Genomic DNA, 21803 nt, shown 5'->3' with positions numbered 1-21803 from the left:
TCACGGCGAACGGATCAGCACCCGGTAAAACCTCGGCGGGACGGCGTGGGTGTCGGGGAGCGCGATGGGCGCGCCGGTTCCCGCGTTCGTGGAAAGCGTGTTCCAGGCGCCCTGCAGCAGGCCGGTGGAATACTGCAGGTCGTAGCGCCAACCCGGCTGCGTCTCGATCTGCAACTGCACACCCGTCGCGGTCCCCGTGCGGCCCAGGGTCGAGATGGGCGTCTGTCTCATCGCGGCGTTCCACCAGAGGTCATAGGTGTTGCCGGCGTCGTCGTAGTAGACGCGGATGTAGAACGTGCCGGGGGCGGGCACGTCGCCGTCGAGAATCTCGTTGTCCGCGACGCCCTCGGCCACAAACTGCCGCTGCCCGGCCGCGTCGTAGAGGCCGACGTCGATATCCCCCTCGGCGTGCGTGAAGAGACAGGTGATGATCACGTTCTCGTAGCCCGGCGGGACGGCGATGCGGTACCAGTCGTCGTCCCGCTGGACGCCCGGACCGCCCAAGCCGCTCAACCACGCGGCGGGCTGGGCGGAGAGGTCGTAGGCGGTCGTCCAGGCGTTGTTCGTCTCGTAAGGGTCGTCCGGCGGCCGGACCGTCAGGAGGACGGAGAGCAGGACCTCGTTGCTGGCGCCCGCCCGCGCGCGGTTCGTGATCACGGCGGCGTGGGCGCCGGCGCCGAGCGCGGCCGTCGCGTACAGCACCTGGATCTCGTCGCGTTCGCCCGCGCTGCTCCCGTTGGTTGGCATGACGCTCAACCACGGGCAATTCTCCAGGATTTCGTAGGGCAGGTCCCCGCCGCCGCCGTTCCAGGTCTCGTACGATTGCGAGTCCGCGTCCGCGCCCTGGTCCGCCGTCCGCGCGAGGCTGGAGACGCCTGCGGCGAGCACCGCCTGTGCGTCGAACCCGTTCCACCACAGGTCGTACTCGTTGCCGGTCCCGGCGCCGAAGATCCGCAGGAAGTAATAACCGGGCGCCGGCACCGTGAGCGACAGGCTTTCGCCGTCCGCCGACCCGCGGGAGGCGGCCAGTTCGGTTCCCGCGTCGTCGCACAGGGCCAGGTCGATGTCGCCGTCGGCGTGGACGAACAGGCACGTGACCGACACCCGCTCGTAGCCGGGCTCGACCCGGATGCGGTACCAGTCCTCGTCGGCCTGGAGGGCGGGGCCTTCCCGGCCGCTCAACCAGGTGCGCTCGGCATTCAGCGGCGCGCCCGCCCCGTCGTACGTCCAGTCGTAGGCCGTCGCGAGCGAGTCGTTCTCCTCGTAGACGTCGTCGGCCGCGACGACGGTGACCTGCACGGCGACGGCCTGGGGCGAATTGGTCGCCCCGGCGGAGGCTACGATCACGCCGCCGGTATGCAGCCCCGTGCCCAGGCCGGCGGTGTGGAAGCGGATCAGGATCGTGTCGCGCGCTCCGGTGTTGAGTCCCGACGTCGGCTCCACAGACAGCCAGCTGACGTTGCTAGACACGGTGTAGTACATGGCGTCGCCGCCCGAGTTCCAGACTTCGAAGCTGTCATCGCCGGCCGTTTCGCCGGTCCGGATGGTCCGCGACAGGGAAACCGGGTCGCGCTGGATCGCGGGCTGCGGCGGGTGCACCGTCAGGTGCACCTGGACCGCGGCCGGGGAACGGTCGGCCCCCGACGCCGCGAGCGTCAGTGTGCCTTCGTAGTTGCCGGCGGCCAGGCCGGCCGTTTGGAACCGCGCCTCGAGGGTGTCGGCTTCGCCCGTGCTGCTGCCGGAGGAAGGCACGGCAGCAAGCCAGGAGGCGTTGCTGGCGACCGTGTAGTTCATCGTACCGAGCCCGTCGTTCCAGACCTGGAAGTACAGGGACGACGCGTTGGCGCCCGCCGTTACGGACGGGGCCAGGCTCAGCTCGGAAACGCGCAGCACGGGGGGGCGGCCGGGGATGCCGACGTCCACGCCCGAGGGATACGGATTCCGGGCCGGGTCGTTGTGGTAGATCACGATGCGGTCGTTGGTTCCGCCGACCAGGGCCGCGCCCCAGTCCACGGCCAGTTGCACGGCCTGCGCCTGGCCGGGCCGGATCGTCATCGGCGCGCCCGGGTCGAACGAGAGCCAGGCCTGGCCGTCGCGCTTGACCATGTTGGTGATCAGCAGGTCGGCGTCCCCGTCGTTGTAGATGACGAACGAGTCGTCCGACGACGGGTTCTCCGTGCGCATCGACAGGCTCGGATCGCCGTGGAGATGGAACAGCTCGTATTCCATCTTACGGTTGCCCCACCGGTCGCCCCAGAGCTGGTCCATGGCGAATTTCCCGTGCACGAGCATCGCCCCGAGCCGCCGGTCCGCGCCGGAGGCATTGGCCGCGCCGGTCAGGAACCCGGGCCAGGCGGAATCGAGGAAGCCCATGGCCATGAAATCGTTGTACCCGCTGATGCTGTTGCGCGTGGAGCCGAAGACGGCGATCGCGCCGCCGTTCTCCCGGCGGAGCAACAGCTCGCAGAAGCTCTCGTAGTTCCGGTCGCCGACGTGGTCCGTCTCGCCGTCGAACCAGCCCGACTGGCAATTGACGCTCAAGACCACCGGCAGCATCTCGCCGTTGGCCAACTGGGCCACCTCGGCCTGTGTGAAGCGGGGATCGCCCCAGCCCGTCGCCGAGTAGCCGCCGTTGCGGTCCATGCCGTGGTCGCGGTGCATGACCAGGAACGCGCCGCCGTTGATCGCCGCCGCGATGTCCGCCGCGTCCCCGTCCCAGGCGAAGCCGTTGGCCCGGAGCAGTTCCGCCGGGATCGCCTGCCCGCTGGCGTAGGTGCCCTTGTTCCAGTAGCGCGGCGTGACGGTGCTCTTGGTGTAGTAGATCCGCTGCACCGTGTAGCCCTGCGCCGCGAGGTAGGCGCGGGTCTCCTCGCAGGTCTGCAGGAACCGCCGGTCGGCGTACCCGTCCTTGTTGTCGTCCTGGAAATAGCCGACCATGGCGGCCTTCTGGTAGAAGGAGGCCCGCGTGGGCGGGTCGTTCTCGTAGGCGATGATCTTCCGGACCGCGATGTCGGCCTGGGCGGCCGTGTCCACGGAGATCCGCCCGAGGAACAGGTCCGGCACGTAGTCGGAGCCGTCGACCGTCGAGTAGTAGAGATCCGTCCCGCGCTCGCTCGTGGTCTGGTACGTCGTGGGGATCGTCTCCACGTCGCCGAGCAGCAGGACGTACGTCGGGGCGGGGGACCAGGTGTTGTAGGCGTTCTGGATGTAGGACTTGATCTGGGCGCTGGTGGCCCCCGTGTCGGCCGTGGTCCTGACCGTGGCGCTGATGCCCCGGCCGATCTTGTGGTCGCGCAGCGCTTGGGCCTGCGTGGCGAAAGCCGGCGCGCTGATGATGAGGTAGTCCGCGCCAACCCGGGCCGCCGTCGTTGCCGCGGGCCGCTCCGGCGCGGCGTCTTCCGCGGCCGGATTGAGCGCGAAGCGCGCGAGGAGGCGGTCGAACGCCGGCGACCGGAGCCGCTCGTCGCGGGTCCGCTCCGCGCCCGAGAACGTCACGCGGACGGCGATATCCGGGTAGGCCCGCAGGAGGCGGCGGGCGGGATTGTACTGGAAGGGATACACAGTCAGCCGCTGCAGGATCTCCCCGCGCAGGATTTCCGGCTCGTCCAGCCGGACCGGCTCGGCGGGCAGCCAGGCGTCCCGGGCGTAGGCTGCCTCGTCCCGGACGAACGCCGGCTCCCGCGCGCCCGCGGTATCGTACTGCGGCTCCTGCACGGGATAGACCTCGCAGTTGTCCAGTTCAACCCGATCGCCCAGCGTGTACTCCACGGCGGCGGCCCGGCCCCTGGGGACATGAATGAACCGGCGCAGCGCGGGCAGATCCGGATGGCCGGTCGGCATATCCCCATGCGAACGGCCCAGTTGCAGCACGTGATAATCGCGGCCCTGTTCCGTCGTCCGCGCGGCAGTCACGCCCGGGGTTCTGAACTGGATCTCCAGCCCGTCGGCGTCAGACGCCGCAAGGGAAACGGCCGGCTGGTAATCCGCGTCGGGTTCGCGGCCGAAGGCCATCCAGTGGTCGGGCCGGGGCGCGGCCGCCGCCGCGGCGGCCGTCGCGCCCGGGCCGGTGAAGTAGAAACTCTCGGGCTCCACGCGGATCGCCGGCGCCCCGCCGGAGACCGGCGCGGCGCGCTCGTACTCGTTGTCGGCCTCGTTCGATTCCGCCACGGTATTGTCGGCGTCCGCCACGAGCTTTAGCGTGTAGGTCCCGCCGTTCGTGAACGTGTAGGCGAAGTCGTCCTTGAAGCCGTAGTACCCGGCCTTGATGCCGCTGACGGAGGCCCGTCGGACCTGGGCCCCGTCCACGAACAGTTCCACGTACAGCATGTTGGTCGCGTCGGCCGTGCCGTTGTTGATGTAGGCGTAGTCCACGTAGGCGGGCGCGCCCGCCGTCACGGCGCCGTCGGTGTGCGTCCCCGCCACGCCGGAGACCACGATCTTGTCGCTCCAGCCGGAGGGCTGGTAGGGCGTGAGATTCGGGCGCAGGGGCTCCGAGACGGTCGCGCTGCGCTGGTAGGCGTTGTCCCCCTCGCTGGATTCCGCCACGTCGCCGTCCGCGTCGCAGACCACCCGCAGCGTGTAGGTTCCCGCGCTTGCAAACGTATATTTCACGTCCTGCTTGTAGGCGTGCTGGCCCTGGTTCAGCGCGCCGATCGAGCCGCGCCGGACGAGATTCCCCCCGATGGTCAACTCGGTGTAAAAGGTCCCGGTGATGTTGCTCTGGCCGTTGTTGATGTAGGCATAATCCACGAAGACTTCGCTGCCCGCGTAAATCGTGTCGTCGGTCGAGGTGCCGCTCCGGCTGGAGATCACGATCTTGTCGCTCCAACCGGCCGGCTGGTAGGGCGTCACGTTGGGGCGCAGATCCGCTCCGACGGACCGGTTGCGCTGGAACTCGTTGTCGCCCTCGTTGGATTCCGGGACATGGTTGTCCGCGTCGGCGACGAGCTTGACGGTGTAGGTGCCGGCGGTCGGGAACACGTGCTCAAAATCGGTCTTGTAGGCGTAGTTCCCTTGCAGCAGGCCGGACCGGCTCGCGCGCCGGACGAGGGTGGTGTGGACGAAAAGCTCGGCATAAAACGTGTTCGTGATGTCCACCTGGGAATCGTTCACGTAGGCGTAATCTATGTACGAGGTCTGCCCGGGATACAGCGCGGCGCCGTCGATGGACGTCCCGGGCACGGAGGAGACGACGATCATGTTGCTCCAGCCCGCCGGCTGGTAGGGCCGGAGGTTGGGCAGGCCCGAGGCGGAGATGCTGGCCGACCGCTGGTACTGGTTGTCGCCCTCGTTCAACTCGTCCACGTCGTTGTCCGCGTCGGCGATAAACCGCACCGTGTACGCGCCCGCGGTCGGGAACACGTAACTCACGTCCAGGCGGGCGGCGTAGTAACCCGCCTTAAGCCCGTCCTTCGTGGCGCGCCGGACCTGCGTGGTGTTGACGTACAACTCCACGTAGAAGGTCTCCGCCGCGTCCGCGCTGCCGTTGTTGATGTAAGCGTAGTCCACGTAGCCGGTCTGCCCGGAGAAGAGCGGGCCGTCGGTCGTCGTATTCGTGACGGGCGAGACCACGAGCTTGTCGCTCCAGCCGGCCGGCTGGTAGGGCGTGAGGTTGGGACGCTCGTTGCCCTGGACCGTCGCGCCGGTGGCGTACCGGTTGTCGTCCTCGTCGGATTCCGCCACGTCGTTGTCCGCGTCGCAGGCCAGCTCCAGCGTGTACGTCCCGGCGGCGGGGAAGGTGTGTTCGAAGTCGTAGGCGGCGACCCATACGTTGGTCGGCTGGTTGTCGTAGTACGAGCGGCGGACCCGGCTTCCGTTGACGTAGAACTCCGAATAGACCCGGCCCTGGACGGAGGCGCCGCCTTGGTTGATGTAGGCATAGTCAATGTAGGCGATGTCGCCGGCATAGATCGCGCTGCCGGTCGTCGTTCCGCTGACGGCGGAGACCACGATCCCATCGCTCCAGCCGGCTGGCTGGTAGGGCGTGATGTTCGGGCGCGCGGCCTCGATGGATACGTTGTCCACAAACACACCCGCGTCGTTCGTCGCGGCGTTGCTCGTGAAGATCAGGGCGAGCCAGACGTTGGAACAGCCCAGGATGTTGCCGTAGGTGGGGACGTTGGTGAATGGGATCGTGCGCTCCGTCCAGGTCGTGGCGACTCCCGCGATCTGGTACCCCGAGTAGTTTACGCCGTTCGTGGAGAGCATGTACTTGAAATAATCCTGGCCGCTCTCGGTCTTGATCCAGGACCACAGCGAGACCTGCCCGCTGGCCGCGTCGGACAGGTCGAACGGCCCGGCCGTCGCCCAGGCGTTCATGCTGTTCGTGTAGGGGCCGGAGGGGTTGAGCCCGTTCGTGCCGCCCGATGCGCACCAGGCGCTCCAGATTCCCTCGTACGACCGGAAGCTGGTGTCGTTCCACGTCGGGTTCCCGGACAGGGACCAGCGGGCGCCGGGGAAGTCGCCCTCGAAGTCCTCGTAAAACAGGTTGTCCGCGCCCGGCGCTTCGGTCGCGGAGGTCCAGGCCGTCCCGCCCGGGACATCCGCCACGAGTTCCTCCGTGTCCTCCACCGCGCCGGGCTCGTTCGACCGGTCCGTGGCCTCGCCGAGCCGTTCGGCCGGATCGAGCACCACGATGGTCTTCTCGTAGACCACGCGGCCCCCGGCGAAACTCGGCCTGGCCGCGGCCAAAAGCGACAGCAGGACCAAGGCCCGGGCGCCCCCGCGTGGCCATCGCGCCTTCATGCTTACAGCATACGGCGGTCGGCGCCGGGCCCGCAAGCCGGGAGTTGAACCGGAACGAATCCTGCTCCATTGTACGAGTTATGCGGCGCAGGCATCCATGGCGGTGGGTCCGGACGGCGGTCCTGGCCGGGCTGCTCGGCGGCTCGCTGCTCCTGTTGTACTGGAACCGGGTAGGCGATCCGCGCTTCTACCAGTTCCTGGAAACCGATCCGGGGCGCTGGATGGCCCATGCCTTCCGCTGGTACGGCGAAGGCGACGAAGCCGTCCCGGAGGACAAGCCCGAGGATCGGTGGACGGACGCCGAACGGGAAACCCGGCGGCGCATGGAGGAGCGGGTCCGGGCCGAGCAGTCGACCCATGAACTGGTCTTCACCGACGGGCAGACGCTCCGCGGCCGGATCGTGGAGGAGCGCCGGGACGAGCTGGTCTTCGTCCGCACCTACGGCGACAGCGCCGAGGTCACCGCGGTGATCCCCCGCCGCCGGCTGGAATCCATCGAGCAGCTCGAACCGCCGGCCCCGGACATCTCCTACCGGGACGTGCGGTTCCAGATGGACTTCCCGGAGTTGAATTTCTACCGGCGCCCCCCGTTCAGCCTCCTGACCGACGAGTCCTTTTTCCGCGTCGAGCAGATGGTGGAAATCCTGGAAGTCCTGCACGGGCAGTTCGTGGAGGTGTGGCGGGGCCTGATGGTCGAGACCCGCCGCGATCGAAGCATCCAGGTGCTGTTCTTTTCCCGGCAGGATGCCTTCCGGGCCTACCAGCGGGAGCACGCGCCCCGCATGGAAAGCACGGCCGGGTTCTACAGCCCGCGCCTGGACCGGCTGGTGCTCTTCAACCAGCGCGCCTCGGAGCGCGTCGCCGACCTCCGCCGCCAGGTGGAGGAAGAAGAGGCGCGCCACCGCGCCGGGCGCCTCTCGCCGGAGGTCGAGGCCCGGCTGCGCGAGTGGCGCCGGGAAACCGAGCAGGACATCGAACGGCTGGCCGAGACCCAGACGCGGACGACGATCCGCCACGAGGGCGCGCACCAGTTGTTCTACGATTACGGCATTCACTCGCGGCACGGGATCGAGGGCGAGTGGCTGATCGAGGGGCTGGCGACCTTCTGCGAAACCCTGCCGCTGGGGGCGGAGGATCCCCTCCGGCTCCGCTCGCTGCGGGAGGCGCTGGACGAGGGGAGGCTGATCGGGCTGGAGGAACTGGTCGATCTGCGCGACGACGCGGGCCTCATGTCGTTCGGCGTCCACGAGCGGATCGGGCTCGCCTACGACCAGTCCTGGGGCCTGGTCTATTTCCTCATGCAGCCTGAATACCGGAATTCGTTTTTCGATTATCTCCGCTATCTGCGCGACAGGAATAATTTCCAGGCGATCCGGAAGGCCGGGCAGCTGGCCGTGCTCTGCCGCTTCCTGCGGCTCAAGCCGAATGAACTGTGGGAGCGATGGCTGGCCTTCGTCCTGGAAAAGCAATCTTGATCGGCGGAGGGACGTGCTTTAAACTCCAAAACAGGGATGGCTGTAACCGGGCGCCGGCGCGCGCCCGCAAGGGCAGGGTGGAGGTGGAAGCATGGAGGCCAAGCATGCCGGGTAGACGGGGATGGGCCGTCGTGGCGCTGGCGATGGCCCTGTCTGGCGCGGAAAGCCGTTCGGAGGAAGCCCGCACCGTGCGCGTGGGGGTCTACCAGAATCCCCCCAAGATCTTCATCAATCCGGAGGGCAAGCCCGACGGCCTCTTCGTCGATATCCTGGAACACGTGGCCTCCCAGGAGAACTGGCAACTGGATTTCATGGTCGGTAACTGGGCGGACCATGTCCGCGCGCTGGAGGAGGGGCGGCTGGATCTTCTGCCGGACGTGGCGTATACCCCGGAGCGCGCGGCTCGGTTCAAGTTGAGCCAGGTGGCCGTCCTTTCCTCATGGCTCGAGGTGTACGCGCGGCCCGGCCTCGCGATCCAGGACCTGGAGGCCCTGCACGGCCTGAACGTGGCGGTCCTGGACGAGAGCATCCAGCAGCAGGTGGTCCGCGAACTGCTGCCCGATCTCGGGATCGAAGTCCGGATGACGGTCCTGGCCAGCCATGACGAGGTGCTGGCCGCGGTGCAGGAGAAGAAAGCGGACGCCGGCATCGTCAACCGGTTCTTCGGCGGGCGCGAGGCGGGCCGCTACCGGGTGTCGCCCACGGCCATCATCTTCCAGCCCACCAAGCTGGTCTTTGCCGCGCCGGCCTCGTCGGACGGCCGGCTGCTGGACGCCCTGGACCGGCGGCTCGCGCGCCTGAAGAAGGATCGCTCGTCGATCTACTACCAGATCCTGGGCGCCTGGCTGGGAGAGCCGGGGGCCGCGCCCCGCTACCCGGCCTGGATGCGCAACGCGCTGATCGGGTTGGGTCTGCTCGTGCTCCTGCTGGCCCTGCTGGGCTTCGGCATGCGCCGCGTCGTGCGCATCTATACCCGCGACCTCCGCCTGAAGACGCGGCAGTTGGAGGAGGCCCTCCACGAGGTGGCCAAGGCCCACGAGGAGGCCATCAAGCAGGAGCGCCTGCACGCGCTGGGGCGCATGGCCAGCGGGATCGCCCACGATTTCAACAACTGCCTGCTGTCCATCCTCGGCTATTCCGAACTGATGCTGCTCAAGCCGGCCGGCGGCGGGGATCGCGCGGAGGTGCAGCACAGCCTCGAGATGATCCGGACGGCGGCCCAGGACGCCGCGGTCATCGTCAAGCGCATGCAGGCCTTCTACCGGGCGCAGCAGGGTGACACGCGGCACGATCCCGTGGACCTGAACTCGGTGGTCCGCGACGCCGTGGAGTTGAGCCGCCCGAGCTGGAAGACGCAGGCGGAATCCGCCGGCATACGGATCGCCGTGGAAACCCGCCTCGGCCAGATTCCCTTCGTCCAAGGCTCGCCGTCCGAGCTGCGGGACATGCTGATCAACCTGATCATCAACGCCGTTCACGCCATGGAGCGGGACGGCACGTTGAACCTGACCACCTCGGCGCGCGGGGAATGGGTGGCGCTGGAGGTCCGGGACACGGGCTGCGGGATGACGCCCGAAGTCAAGGCGCGCTGTCTCGATCCGTTCTTCACAACCAAGGGCGAGAAGGGCACCGGCATGGGGCTGGCCATGGTGCACGGTATCGTCCGCGACTACCAGGGCAAGATCGTGATCGACAGCGAGCCGGGGAAGGGGACCACCGTCACCATCCTGCTGCCCATCGCCGCCCGGGCGGCGGCGCCGGCCGAGGCGCCGCGCCCCGTGGCCGGTCCGGGCCCGCGGAGAATCCTGGTGGTGGACGACGATCCCCGCGTGTTGAAGACCATGTCCGCCATGCTGCGGTCGGTGGGCCACGTGGTCGAAGTCGTTTCGTCGGCGCGCGAGGCGCTGGAGCGGATGGAACTGGACCGGCCCGACATCCTGCTCACCGACCTGTCCATGCCCGACATGACCGGCATGGACCTGCTGCACGAGGTCCGGAATCGCGGGTGGACGCTGCCCTGCCTGATCCTCTCGGGCACGCCCGAGGTGGCGCAGCAATTCGCCGAGGACGTGATTCCCATCCTCCGCAAGCCCATTTCGCTGGCGGACCTGAACCGGGCCATTGCCGAGGCCCTGGCCGCGCCGGCCGAAACGCCCCGCTGACACGCGGGTGTGCCGTCCTTGCGAACTCGCCTGGAGGGAAGTGAGCCGGGTGGGGATCGAACCCACGACCACAAGCTTAAAAGGCTCGTGCTCTACCAACTGAGCTACCGGCCCCCGCAAATCGTCGCGGAAAATAGGGCAATCGCTTCTGCCTGTCAAAATATCATTTGGGTGTCGGATGTCCAGAGGCCCGCGATTGACCCGCACGTCGCCGCCGTGTAAAAAGAAAACAGCGATCCGGCGTGGGGGAGATTATGGCTCGCGTCCTGACCGATGAATTTATCGTGAGACGCCATCGCGTTCCCCGGGGGCGTTTCCGGCCTGTCCACGCCATGCTCATGGCGGAGGCGTTGGTGGCCCTCAACCTGTTTGTGGCCGGCGTTCTTCTTTTCAGATCCCACGGCCCGGGGCTGCTGGTCATCGGCAGCCTGGCCGCTTTCTTCTGTGTCGGGCACGCCGTGAGGATACAGAAGCTGGAGAGTCAAAGGCGGGCCATCGACGCGCGGTGGCATGAAGGTCCGGGTCTATCCGAGCGGCTGAAGACCGCGCTGGGCGAGGAGTGCTTCATCCTGGAGGACATCGGGCTGCCGTGGGGCGGGCGGCGAGTGCCGGTGCGCCTGCTGGTGATCACGCCCCGCGGCCTCTTCGTGATCGAAGTGCGTTTCTGGCGGGGCGCGGTGGAAGGGGCCGACCAGGACGCCTGGTGGACCGTGACCTCGGCGCCGGGCAGCAAGCCGTTCCGCGTGTCCAATCCGCTGGCGGATCTCCGGAAACAGGTCGAAGCGGTGGACCGGTACTTCCAGCGGGGCGGCGTCGAATGGCCCGACATCCGGCCCCTCCTGGTCCTCGATTCGCCGGGCACGGAGTGGCGGGTCGCGGCGGCGTCCATGCCCATCCTGGACCCGGAGGCGGCGGTCCGGCACGTGGCGACGTGGTCGGCCGGGCGGACCTACTCGAGCCGGAAGATCGACCAGGCCACCGCCCGCCTGCGCGAAGCCCTGTAATGAAGCGAAGCGCGTACATGAGTGAAGCATTACGTAAAAGTGCCGGATGCAATTGACACGCCACGGATCGAATCCCAAAATAAACGATATAGCCCGAGTGCTATGGCTGTCAGCCTCGGCGGGAGGGCTCGATCATGGCCGGCGATGAACAACCGCAAGAGCCCGTAATCCGGCGATGGGAATTGGCCGGTGCGGGCTTGGCGGCCGCCTTGGCCTTTATGGCGCTGGCCGGTTGGGTGACGGGCCGGCCCCGTCTGGCCTCCCTGGGTGTTAAACGGATTCCGATGGCCCCCAGCACGGCCGTTCTATTTCTCCTGTTTGCGGCAGCCATAGGCCTGCGCGGGCGAGCGTTTCCCCGCCGCTTGCCGATCAGCAGGGCTCTCGCCGTGGTGGGCGCTGTCGTCTCGGGCGCGCTGCTCGTCTTGTCCTCGCTCGGTATCCATTGCGCCGCGGAACGCCTCGGAATGCAATTGGACGTCCAGTTCGGGAATATTCCGATCGGGCACATGTCCTCGTTCACCGCGGCATGCTTCCTTCTGGTTTCATTGGCCCTGCTGTGCCATTCGACCTCCGCACCCGAACCCCGCGTTTGTTTGGCGGCCGCCTGGTGGCTGGCGTGCGCGGTGTCAGGCATAAGCCTGGTCTGGCTGCTGGCCTATCTGTACGGCACGCCGGTTCTGTACGGGGGGATGACAATTCCCCCCGCCATGACAACCAGCCTGGCTTTCATCGGGCTCGGCTTGGCGCTGATGAGAATGGCCGTGCCTCCGTCTCCTCCGCCGTCCCTCGAGGCGAAGCCTTCCGCCCGCCACTTCCTGGCGGTTTTTCTGGCGCTGTCCGTGGGCGTGATCTTTGCCGGGCTGCAGTACTACCGGAAGCTGGAAAAGCAGTTCCGTGTAACCATCGAGCAGCAGCTTTCGGCTATCGCCGACCTGAAGGTCTCTGACATCGCACAGTGGCGCCGCGAACGGCTCGGTGATGCGGCCGTCCTGCACAACAATCCGAATTTCTCCGGCCTGGTCCAGCGCTACCTGGAGAATCCCGCGGAGGGCGATTCGCAGATCCGATTGCAGACCTGGCTGGACCACGTGCAATCGGCCTATCAATACGAAAGCGTATTTCTGCTGGATGCCGAAGGCCGGCCGCGCCTGGCCATGCCCGGCCCGACGCCAGATGTCATGCCGGATTTCGAAGCGCCGGTCGCGGAGGCCTTCCGCCGGGGCTCCCCGGGATTCATGGACTTTCACCGGCATTCGCCGGACGAGCCCGTGCACCTGTCGGTCCTGGTGCCGCTGTTTGCTGATGCCACTCAACGCGAGCCCCTTGGGCTTCTTGTGCTGCGCGTAGATCCGCGGACGTACCTGTACCCGCTCGTGACGCGCTGGCCCAATCCCAGCCGGACGGCGGAAACGCTCCTTGTCCGCCGCGAGGAAGACGAGGCGGTCTTTCTGAACGAGCTCCGCTTTGCCACGAACACCGCGCTGCGCCTTCGCTTTTCGATCACCAATACCGTTGTGCCGGCGGTCAGGGCAGTCCTCGGCGAGGAAGGCATCATCGATGGCCGGGATTACCGCGGCGTGCCCGTGATCGCTTGCGTGCGCGCCATCCCCGATTCCCCCTGGTTTATGGTGGCCCGCATGGACCGGTCGGAACTCGTCGAGTCCCTGCGGTGGAGGTTGTGGGAACTTCTGGCCATCATCGGCGTGGTGCTTGTGACAACCGGCGCGGTCATGGGCTCGCTCTGGCGGCGGCAGGAGGCGCTGCGCTATCGCCGGAAATTCGAAGCCGCCGAGGCGGAACGGCGGCACCAGGAGCGCTATCGGCGAACGCTGGACAGCATGATGGAGGGGTGCCAGATCCTCTCGCCGGAGGGGCGCTACCTGTACGTCAACGAGGCCGCGGCGCGCCACGGCCGGCGGCCGCGCGCCGAGTTGGAGGGCCACCTCATCACCGAGCTGTATCCCGGCATCGAACAAACACCCTTGTTCGAAGAGATACGACGCTGCCGCGCCGAGCAGGTCGCCATTCGGATGGAAAATGAGTTCGTCTACCCGGATGGGGACCGAGGCTGGTTCGAGTTGAGCCTGCAGCCCGCGCCGGAGGGTGTGTTTGTTCTTTCCGCGGACATTACCGAGCGCAAGCAGGCGGAGCGGTTGCAGTTCCTATCGGCGGGGGTCCTGGAGATCCTCAACAGGACGATGCCGTTGCAGGATGCCGCCGCCGGCGTCATGGCCCTGATCAGGCGCGAGACCGGGCTGGACGCCGCGGGGATCCGTCTGAAGCAGGGCGAGGATTTCCCATACCTGGGCACGGATGGTCTCTCCGACGAATTCGTCGTCGCGGAGAATTTCCTGGCGGCCCGATCGGATGACGGCGGGTTCTGCCGCGACGAGAACGGGCAGGTCTGCCTGGAATGCACCTGCGGTCTCGTGCTTTCGGAGAAGTGCGGCCCGTCCGGCGATTCGGTCACGCCGGCGGGCAGTTTCTGGACCGCCGACGCCGTGTCCCTGGCCGCGTCGCTGCACGAGAACGACCCGCGGCGGCGTCCGCGGGACCGGTGTCTGCACGTAGGATTCCAGTCGGTGGCGCTGATCCCCATCCGCGTAGGAGGCCAAATCATCGGGTTGCTTCATCTGGCTGGCCGGAAAAAAGGCCTGTTCACGGCCGATACGGTTCACTTCTTCGAGGGCCTGGCGGCCAGCCTCGGTATCGCGATCGCGCGTAAGCAGGCGGAGGAGCAGCTCCGCGAGAGCCGGGATCGGTTGAATTTCGCGCTGGAAAAGAGCCACACGGGCGGATGGGAACTCGATCTGATGAATCATGCCGCCATTCGCTCGTTAGAGCATGATCGGATTTTCGGTTACCCGGAACTCCTTCCGCACTGGACTTATGAGATGTTCCTCGAACATGTCATCCCGGAGGATCGGGCCGGGGTGAACCAGCGGTTTCAGGACGCCATCGCAGCGCAGAAGGATTGGAGTGTTGAGTGTCGTATCCGGCGCCGGGATGGCGAAATCCGGTGGATATTGGCGATCGGGGGGCACCAGCGCGATGAAAATGGGCAGGCTCGCCGCATGGCGGGGATCGTGCGGGACATCACCGAGCGCAAGCAGGTGGAGGAGCGCATCCGGCACCTGACCGAGGTGCTCCGGGCGGTCCGCAACGTGAACCAGTTGATCACGCACGAGAAGGACCCGGAGGCCCTGGTGCAAAAGGCGTGTGCCATCCTCACCGAAACCCGGGGGTACCGCTCCGCCTGGATCAGCCTGGCCGATTCGGACGGACGGCTGCGCGCGGCGGCCGAGTCAGGCCTGGGGGACGGGTTCACGGCGGTGCGGACGCAGATGGAGAAGGGAGAGTCCCCCGAATGCTGCCGCCTGGTCCTCGCCCGGTCGGACATCGTGGTCGTGCACAACACGGAGCGAAACTGCGCGCATTGCCCGATGGCCCAGACCTACCGCGACACAGCGGCCCTCGCGGGCCCGCTGCGGCACGGGGATCGCCACTACGGGGTCATCGTCGTGGCGCTGCCGCGCGGCGTGGCGGACGACGCGGAAGAACAGTCGCTCTTCCGGGAACTCATCGGCGACATCGGGTTCGCCCTGTATGCCATCGAGGCCGAGACGGAGCGGACCCGGATGGTGGAGGCGTTGCGCGCGAACGAGGAGCGATACCGGGAACTGGTCGAGAACTTGAGTGACATGGTCTTCAGTGTCTCGGCGGAAGGCCTCCTTACCTATGTCAGCCCGGCGGCGAAAGCACTGTTCGGTTTTGCGCCGGAGGAGGTCGTCGGACATTCGTTCGCGGAATTCATTCACCCGCAGGATCTGTCCGCGGTCCAGGCTTCCTTCGCGGACTCGCTGGCGGGCCGCTACTACGCCTCGGAGTTCCGGGTGCTGGCGCGGGATGGCTCGGAGCGCTGGGTGCGCTCCACGAGCCGCCGCCGCCGCGAGGCCGACCCCGCCGCCGGCATCAACGGCATCCTCTCCGACATCACGGAACTCCGGCGCGCCTCGGAGGCGCTGCGCCAGAACGAGGCCTTCACCACGGCGGTCCTCGACAACCTGCCGGTCGGCGTGGCCGTCAATTCCGTGGACCCTTCCGTGTCCTTCCACTATATGAACGACAACTTTCCGCGTTTCTACCGGACCACGCGCGAGGCCCTGGCGAAGCCGGACGGGTTCTGGAGCGCCGTTTACGAGGACCCGGAGTTCCGCGAAGCGATCAGGAAGAAAATCATCGAGGACTGCGCCAGCGGTCAGCCGGAACGGATGTACTGGACCGACGTTCCGATCGCCCGCGCCGGCCGGGAGACCGCCTACGTCACCGCGAGAAATATCCCGGTGCCCGGCAAGCCCCTGATGATCTCCACCGTGTGGGACGTCACCGAGCGGAAAAAGGCCGAGGCGGAAATCCGCCAGCTCAACACCGAGTTGGAAGAACGGGTCCGGCTGCGCACCGCCCAACTGGAGGCCTCCAACAAGGAGCTGGAAGCCTTCGCGTACTCCGTGTCGCACGACCTGCGCGCCCCGCTGCGGGCGATCGACGGCTTCTCCCGCATCGTCATGGAGGACTTTACCGGCAAGATGGACGCCGAGGCCGTGCGCCTGCTGAACGTGGTCCGCGAAAACACCCGTCAAATGGACCGGCTCATCACCGACCTGCTGGCTCTGTCCCGCGCCACGCGGACCGAGGTGAGATCCGTCCCGGTGGACATGACGGGCCTGGCCCGTTCGGTGTACCGGGAACTGGTTCCTCCCGGCGAGGCGGCGAGGAGCGAGTTCATACTGCCCGATCTGCCGTCGGCACACGGCGATCCTACGCTCCTGCGCCAGGTCTGGTTCAACCTGCTGGGCAACGCGCTCAAGTACAGCGCCTCCCGCGAGAATCGACGCATCGAAGTGGGCGCACGCGAGGGAAACAGGGAGCAGGTCTACTTCGTGAAGGACAACGGGGTGGGGTTCGATCCCCAGTACCAGGCCAAGCTGTTCGGCATTTTCCAGCGGTTGCACAAGGCGTCCGAGTTCGAGGGCTCGGGCATCGGCCTGGCCATCGTGCAGCGCATCATGGTGCGGCATGGGGGCCGGGTGTGGGCGGAAGGAAAAGTCGGCGAGGGCGCGACGTTTTACTTTGCGGTACCGAGGGTAGCGGGGGATGCGGCGACGGAGGCCCGTCGCCCTCCAGAAGGCATGGACATTAAATAGGGGTAATGGAGGGCGGTCGGCCCCGAACGCCGGAAACAGCGAGTGAAACGAAAGGCACAATGGAGGGCGGCAGGCCCCTGCCGCCGAAGATGCGGCGACGGAGGCCCGTCGCCCTCCAGAAGGCATGGGCCTTAAATAGGGGTAATGGAGGGCGGTCGGCCCTGACCGACGGAAACAGCGAGCGAAATGAAAGGCATAATGGAGGGCGGCAGGCCCCTGCCGCCGAAGATGCGGCGACGGAGGCCCGTCGCCCTCCAACACGAACGACAATGAAGGACGCGATCCCATTGCCCCAACGGTGCTACCCGGCGCATCCTCCGCCTGTCGAGCGGTTCCATCAACCTGTCGTCGCGCTCTGCACCGCGTGTATTCTGGGCCGGGAACATCTCCTCGACAACCCGGAGGCCGTAGCCGCACTCTGGGCGGCATGGCAGGAGGCCACGCAATGGAGCGTGGGCGAGTTCCTGTGCATGCCCGACCATGTTCATCTCTTCTGTACGCCCGGGGTTGTGCATCCGGAGAGCATCAAGCACTGGTGCCGATATTGGAAACGGGTGGCGAGTCAATGCCACCCGCCGTTGAAGGGTCGATGGCAAATGGACGTATGGGACACACAGATGAGAGACGTGGAGCATTATGACGAAAAACTGTCCTACATGAGGCAGAATCCCGTACGCAAGGGATTGGTGCCGACATGGGAGGGCTGGCCATATCGAGGCGTGATTCATGAGATTCGATGGTGATCCAGGGACGGCGGCAGGGGCCTGCCGCCCTCCAGACCGTGGGTGTCATACATGGAGGGCGGCGGGCCCCCGCCGCCGGAATCAGGGGCATGAACGAGGATTGGAGGGCGGTCGGCCCCGACCGCCGAGCGAATGAAAGGGCGCTGACATGAAAGAAAACGAAGTCGAAATCCTCCTGGTCGAGGACAACCCGAGTGACGCGGAGTTGACCCTTCGGGCGCTGAAAAAGAACAAACTGGCCAACCATATCGCCCACGTGAGCGACGGCGCCGAGGCGCTCGATTTCCTGTTCGCGCGGGGCGCATTCAAGGACCGGGATATCGAGAAGCGGCCCCGGGTGATCTTCCTGGACCTCAAGCTTCCGAAAGTGGACGGGCTGGAGGTCCTGCGCGCCGTCAAGAACAACGAGCGCACCCGGACGATCCCGGTGGTGGTGCTGACGTCGTCGAAGGAGGAGCGGGACATTGTCGAAAGCTACAGGCTCGGGGTCAACAGCTACATCGTCAAGCCCGTGGATTTCGACAAGTTTCTCGAGTCCGTGCGGGACCTGGGGTTATACTGGCTCCTGTTGAACCAGCCGCCGAACGGCTGATGGAGGAACCGGCATGAACGCGGCCTCGCGCATTCGCATCCTGTTCGTGGAAGACGTGCCCGCGGACTCCGAGCTGGCCCAGCGGGAACTCTGCCGCGGCGGCCTGGATTTCGAGTTCCAGCGCGTGGATACGGAGGAGGAATACCTGAAGGCCCTGGATGAATTCCGGCCGGACGCGGTGATCTCCGATTACTCCATGCCGCGCTTCAACGGCATGAGGGCGCTTCAACTGGCGCTCCAGTGGGATCCCCGTCCGCCGTTGATCCTGCTGACGGGCTCGCTCAACGAGGAAACCGCCGTCCAGTGCATGAAGGCCGGCGCGGCGGACTACGTGCTCAAGGACAACATGACCCGCCTTCCGTTCGCCGTGAAGGAGGCCCTGCAGCAAAAGGAGGTCCGGGAGGCCCGGGACCGGGCCGAGGCGGCCATGCGGGAGAGCGAGGAGAAATTCGCCCTCGCGTTCCAGACGTCGCCCTACGCGATCACGATCACGCGCCTTGAGGATGGCCGGTTCACGGAGGTGAACGACGGGTTCTGTTCCATCACCGGGTATAGCCGCGAGGAAGCCCTGGGCCGCGCGTCGCTGGATATGAACCTGTGGGTGCGGAAGGAGGACCGCGAGCGCGTGGTCGGCGCCGTGGCCCGCGGGGAACGGGTGGATGGTTGGGAATTCCAGTTCCGCAAAAAGAACGGCGACACGGTCATGGGCCTTTTCTCCGCCCGGCTTATCACCTTCCGGGGTGAGAAGTACATCCTCTCCAGCATCAACGACATCACCGAGCGGAAAAAGGCGGAGGAGCAATTGCGGCAACAGCTGGATGAGTTGCGCCGGTGGCAATCGGCGACGCTGGGGAGGGAGGGGCGCGTCATCGAGCTCAAGGCCGAGGTGAACGAATTGCTCAAGCGGCTGGGCGAGAAACCGAAGTACGGGAACGAGGGAAACGGCTGAAGAAAGGCCCCGGGTCGATGAAATTCAGGCATCCCATGCCGTGGCTGCTGGCGCTCCCGGCGATCGTCCTGATCGCGGGCGCCACGGTCTCGGCGTATCGCCGGGCCGACCGTTTGCTGCGCCGGGAACTTCTGGAACGGGCGCGGATTGCCGCCCTCTCCATCAATCTCGATCGAATCCGCGTCCTCCAGGGATCGGAGGCCGACCTGGGTTCAACCGACTACGTTCGGCTCAAGGAACAGCTGGCCAGGATGCGGCAGGCCAACGAGCGGTGCCGGTTCCTGTACCTGATGGGCCGCCGGGCGGACGGGATGGTCTTTTTCCTCGTGGATTCCGAGCCCGCGGACTCGCCGGACTATTCACCGCCCGGGCAAACGTATGACGAAGTGAGCCGATTCGTCACGGCCGTTTTCGACGGCGCGGAGGAAAGCACCGACGGGCCGTTTACAGACCGATGGGGCACCTGGATCAGCGCCTTTGTCCCCCTGGTACAGCCGGACACCGGCCGCCTCCTGGCGGTCTTCGGCATGGATATCGAGGCCCGGCATTGGAGAGAAAGCGTGATGGCGCGGGCCGCGTGGCCGGCCGCGCTGGCCGCCCTGGCGCTCCTGCTGGGCCTGGGCGTGATCGGCCTGCATCGCGCCAACCGCCGGGTCCGGCGCGGCCAGGAGCAGCTTCGGCTCCAGGGGATGGTCCTGGACCAGATCGCCGATGCCATCACGGTGACGGACCTGGAGGGCCGCATTACGTACGTCAACGACACCGAAACCCGGATCCTGAAACGGTCGCGCGCGGAACTGCTGGGGCAGTCCGTCGAATCCTACGGCGAGGACCCCCGCGAGGGAACCACGCAGAAGGAAATCATCCGCCGCACGCTGGAAGAGGGCCAGTGGCGAGGGCAGGTGCTGAACCGGGCGGCCGACGGGACCGCATTGATTCTGGACTGCCGGACCACCCTGGTTCGGGATTCGAAGGGGACGCCGGTGGCCCTGTGCGGAGTCGCAACGGACGTGACGGCCCAGAAAAGCGCGGAACAGGAATTGATCGAAAGCCGCGACAACCTGCAATCAGTGCTGACCTCGTCGCCCGTCGGCATGCTGGTCTTCGGCGCCGATGAGCGAATCCTCTTCTCCAATGCGATCGCGGAGCAGATGTTCCGACGGGACGAAGGCTCCCTGGCCGGGCTGAAGTGCGGCGATTTCATACGGTGCGTAAACCGGGCAAGGGACCCCCGGGGTTGCGGAAGCACCGAACTGTGCCCGGCCTGCCGTCTGAACCAGGCCATCCGGAGCGCACTGGCGGGGGATGAGCATCGCGAGAATCGGCAGGGCGAGGCCGAGGTCGTCGTGGAATCCCATGCCGCCCCGCGCTGGTTGAGCTACCGGGCCAGTTCCGTCGTGATGAACAAGCAGCGCTGCGCGGTCCTTGCCCTGGATGACATCACCGAGCAGAAGCACGCCTCGGAGATGGTCCGGGAAGCCCTGGCCCGGTTTTCCACAGTGGTGGAATCCAATCCCCTCGTGGCCGTGGAGAGCTATACGCCTGACGGGACGATCCTGCAGTGGAACCAGGCCGCGGCCCGCCTGTTCGGATTCACGCGGGAAGAGGCCGTGGGGAAACGGATACAGGACCTGCTCCGGGAAGACCCCGAGACCGGCTGCCAGAATACCATCGCCGAGATTTGGCGGACGGGACAGTCTTCCCCGCCGGCGGAATGGCGGGTGACCGCGAGGAACGGGGAGGAGCGCTGGCTCTACTCCGTCATGTTCCCGGTCTTCGAAAAAGGGAAGGTCAGCGAAGTATTCTGCATGGACATGGACATCACGGAAAGGAAACGCGCCGAGGAAAAAGCCGTTCAATTGGCGGCCGAGAGCGACCGCGCCCGGACCGTGCTCTTGAGCATCCTGGAGGACGAGCGGAGGGGCCAGGCGGAAAGGGCGCGCCTGGCGTCCGCCATCGAGCAGGCCGGCGAGGCCATCGTCATCACGGATGTCCAGGGCAACATCCAGTACGTCAACCCGGCCTTCACGCGGGTCAGCGGCTACGCGCGGGAAGAGGCCATTGGGAAGAACCCGCGCCTCCTCAAAAGCAGCCGCCAGGGCGAGGACTTCTACCGGCAGCTCTGGGACACGATTTCAAGGGGCGCCGTGTGGACCGGACGAATGGTCAACCGGAGAAAGGACGGCGTGCTCTACACGGAGGACGCCTCCATCTCGCCCGTCCACGACGCCAACGGAAAGATCGTCAACTACGTGGCCGTGAAAAGAGATGTCACGCGCGAGCTCGACGTCGAAAAGCGGCTGGCCCACGCCCAGAAGATGGAGGTGATCGGCACCCTCGCGGGCGGGATCGCGCATGACTTCAATAACCTGCTGCAGTCCATCCAGGGCTTCACCGACCTGGCGCTTTCCGCGGACGAGCCCGAATCCGTCCGGCGCGAGGACATGCTCGAGGTCCGGAAGGCCTCCGAGTCCGCCGCGGCGCTCACCCGGCAACTGCTTGCGTTCAGCCGGCAGCAGGTTCTCGAGCAGAAGACCGTGGATTTCGACGAGTTGATCGAAAACATGGGCAAGATGCTGCGGCGCATGATCGGCGAGGACATTGCGCTGAACCTCAACATGGAGCCCGGGCTCTGGCCGATCCGCGCCGACCCCGGCCAGATGGAACAGGTGATCTTGAACCTGGCGGTGAATGCGCGCGATGCCATGCCGGAGGGCGGTTCGTTGAACATCTCCACGGCCAACCGGACTTTCGCCGAGGAGGATCTCGCCGCGCACCCGGACGCGCGGGTCGGACGCTTCGTTCAGATCTCGGTGGCCGACACGGGCACCGGCATGTCGGAGGAGATCCAGCGTCACGTCTTCGAGCCCTTCTTCACCACCAAGGCGGCGGGGAAGGGGACCGGCATGGGCCTCTCCACGGTGTACGGC

At 66.6% G+C, this 21803-nt stretch carries 8 protein-coding genes and 1 tRNA gene; 7 read left to right on the top strand and 2 right to left on the bottom strand.

The window, feature by feature from the left end; genetic code table 11:
• The gene (locus KA248_08460) at nt 1–6744 is read right to left on the bottom strand and encodes a hypothetical protein (protein MBP7829934.1); all 6744 of its coding nucleotides are present in this window, start codon (nt 6742–6744) and stop codon (nt 1–3) included.
• 80 nt (nt 6745–6824) lie between these two features.
• On the opposite strand from KA248_08460, the gene KA248_08455 reads away from it, so the two are divergent.
• A complete protein-coding gene (locus KA248_08455; protein MBP7829933.1) occupies nt 6825–8219 on the top strand; it encodes a DUF1570 domain-containing protein in 1395 nt (464 codons plus the stop codon).
• 104 nt (nt 8220–8323) lie between these two features.
• Nucleotides 8324–10381, top strand: a complete 2058-nt coding sequence (locus KA248_08450) for a transporter substrate-binding domain-containing protein (GenBank protein MBP7829932.1) — start codon at nt 8324–8326, stop codon at nt 10379–10381.
• A 41-nt stretch (nt 10382–10422) separates the two neighbouring features.
• Here KA248_08450 and KA248_08445 read toward each other — a convergent pair.
• A tRNA-Lys gene (locus tag KA248_08445) sits at nt 10423–10495 on the bottom strand.
• A gap of 170 nt (nt 10496–10665) precedes the next feature.
• Between KA248_08445 and KA248_08440 the strand changes: the two genes are divergently transcribed.
• From KA248_08440 to KA248_08420, 5 genes are all read left to right on the top strand, one after another.
• The gene (locus tag KA248_08440; protein ID MBP7829931.1) at nt 10666–11385 is read left to right on the top strand and encodes an NERD domain-containing protein; all 720 of its coding nucleotides are present in this window, start codon (nt 10666–10668) and stop codon (nt 11383–11385) included.
• A 464-nt stretch (nt 11386–11849) separates the two neighbouring features.
• On the top strand, nt 11850–16589 hold the full coding sequence (locus KA248_08435; GenBank protein MBP7829930.1) for a PAS domain S-box protein: 4740 nt from the start codon (nt 11850–11852) through the stop codon (nt 16587–16589).
• 891 nt (nt 16590–17480) lie between these two features.
• On the top strand, nt 17481–17924 hold the full coding sequence (locus KA248_08430) for a response regulator (GenBank protein ID MBP7829929.1): 444 nt from the start codon (nt 17481–17483) through the stop codon (nt 17922–17924).
• 13 nt (nt 17925–17937) lie between these two features.
• Complete coding sequence (locus KA248_08425; protein MBP7829928.1) at nt 17938–18873, top strand: PAS domain S-box protein; 936 nt, start codon at nt 17938–17940, stop codon at nt 18871–18873.
• 17 nt (nt 18874–18890) lie between these two features.
• A partial coding sequence (locus KA248_08420; GenBank protein ID MBP7829927.1) for a PAS domain S-box protein occupies nt 18891–21803 on the top strand: 2913 nt, incomplete at its 3' end.

The organism is Kiritimatiellia bacterium (assembly GCA_018001225.1).
Classification (GTDB): domain Bacteria; phylum Verrucomicrobiota; class Kiritimatiellia; order CAIQIC01; family JAGNIJ01; genus JAGNIJ01.
This window is presented reverse-complemented; position numbering and strand designations above follow the sequence as displayed.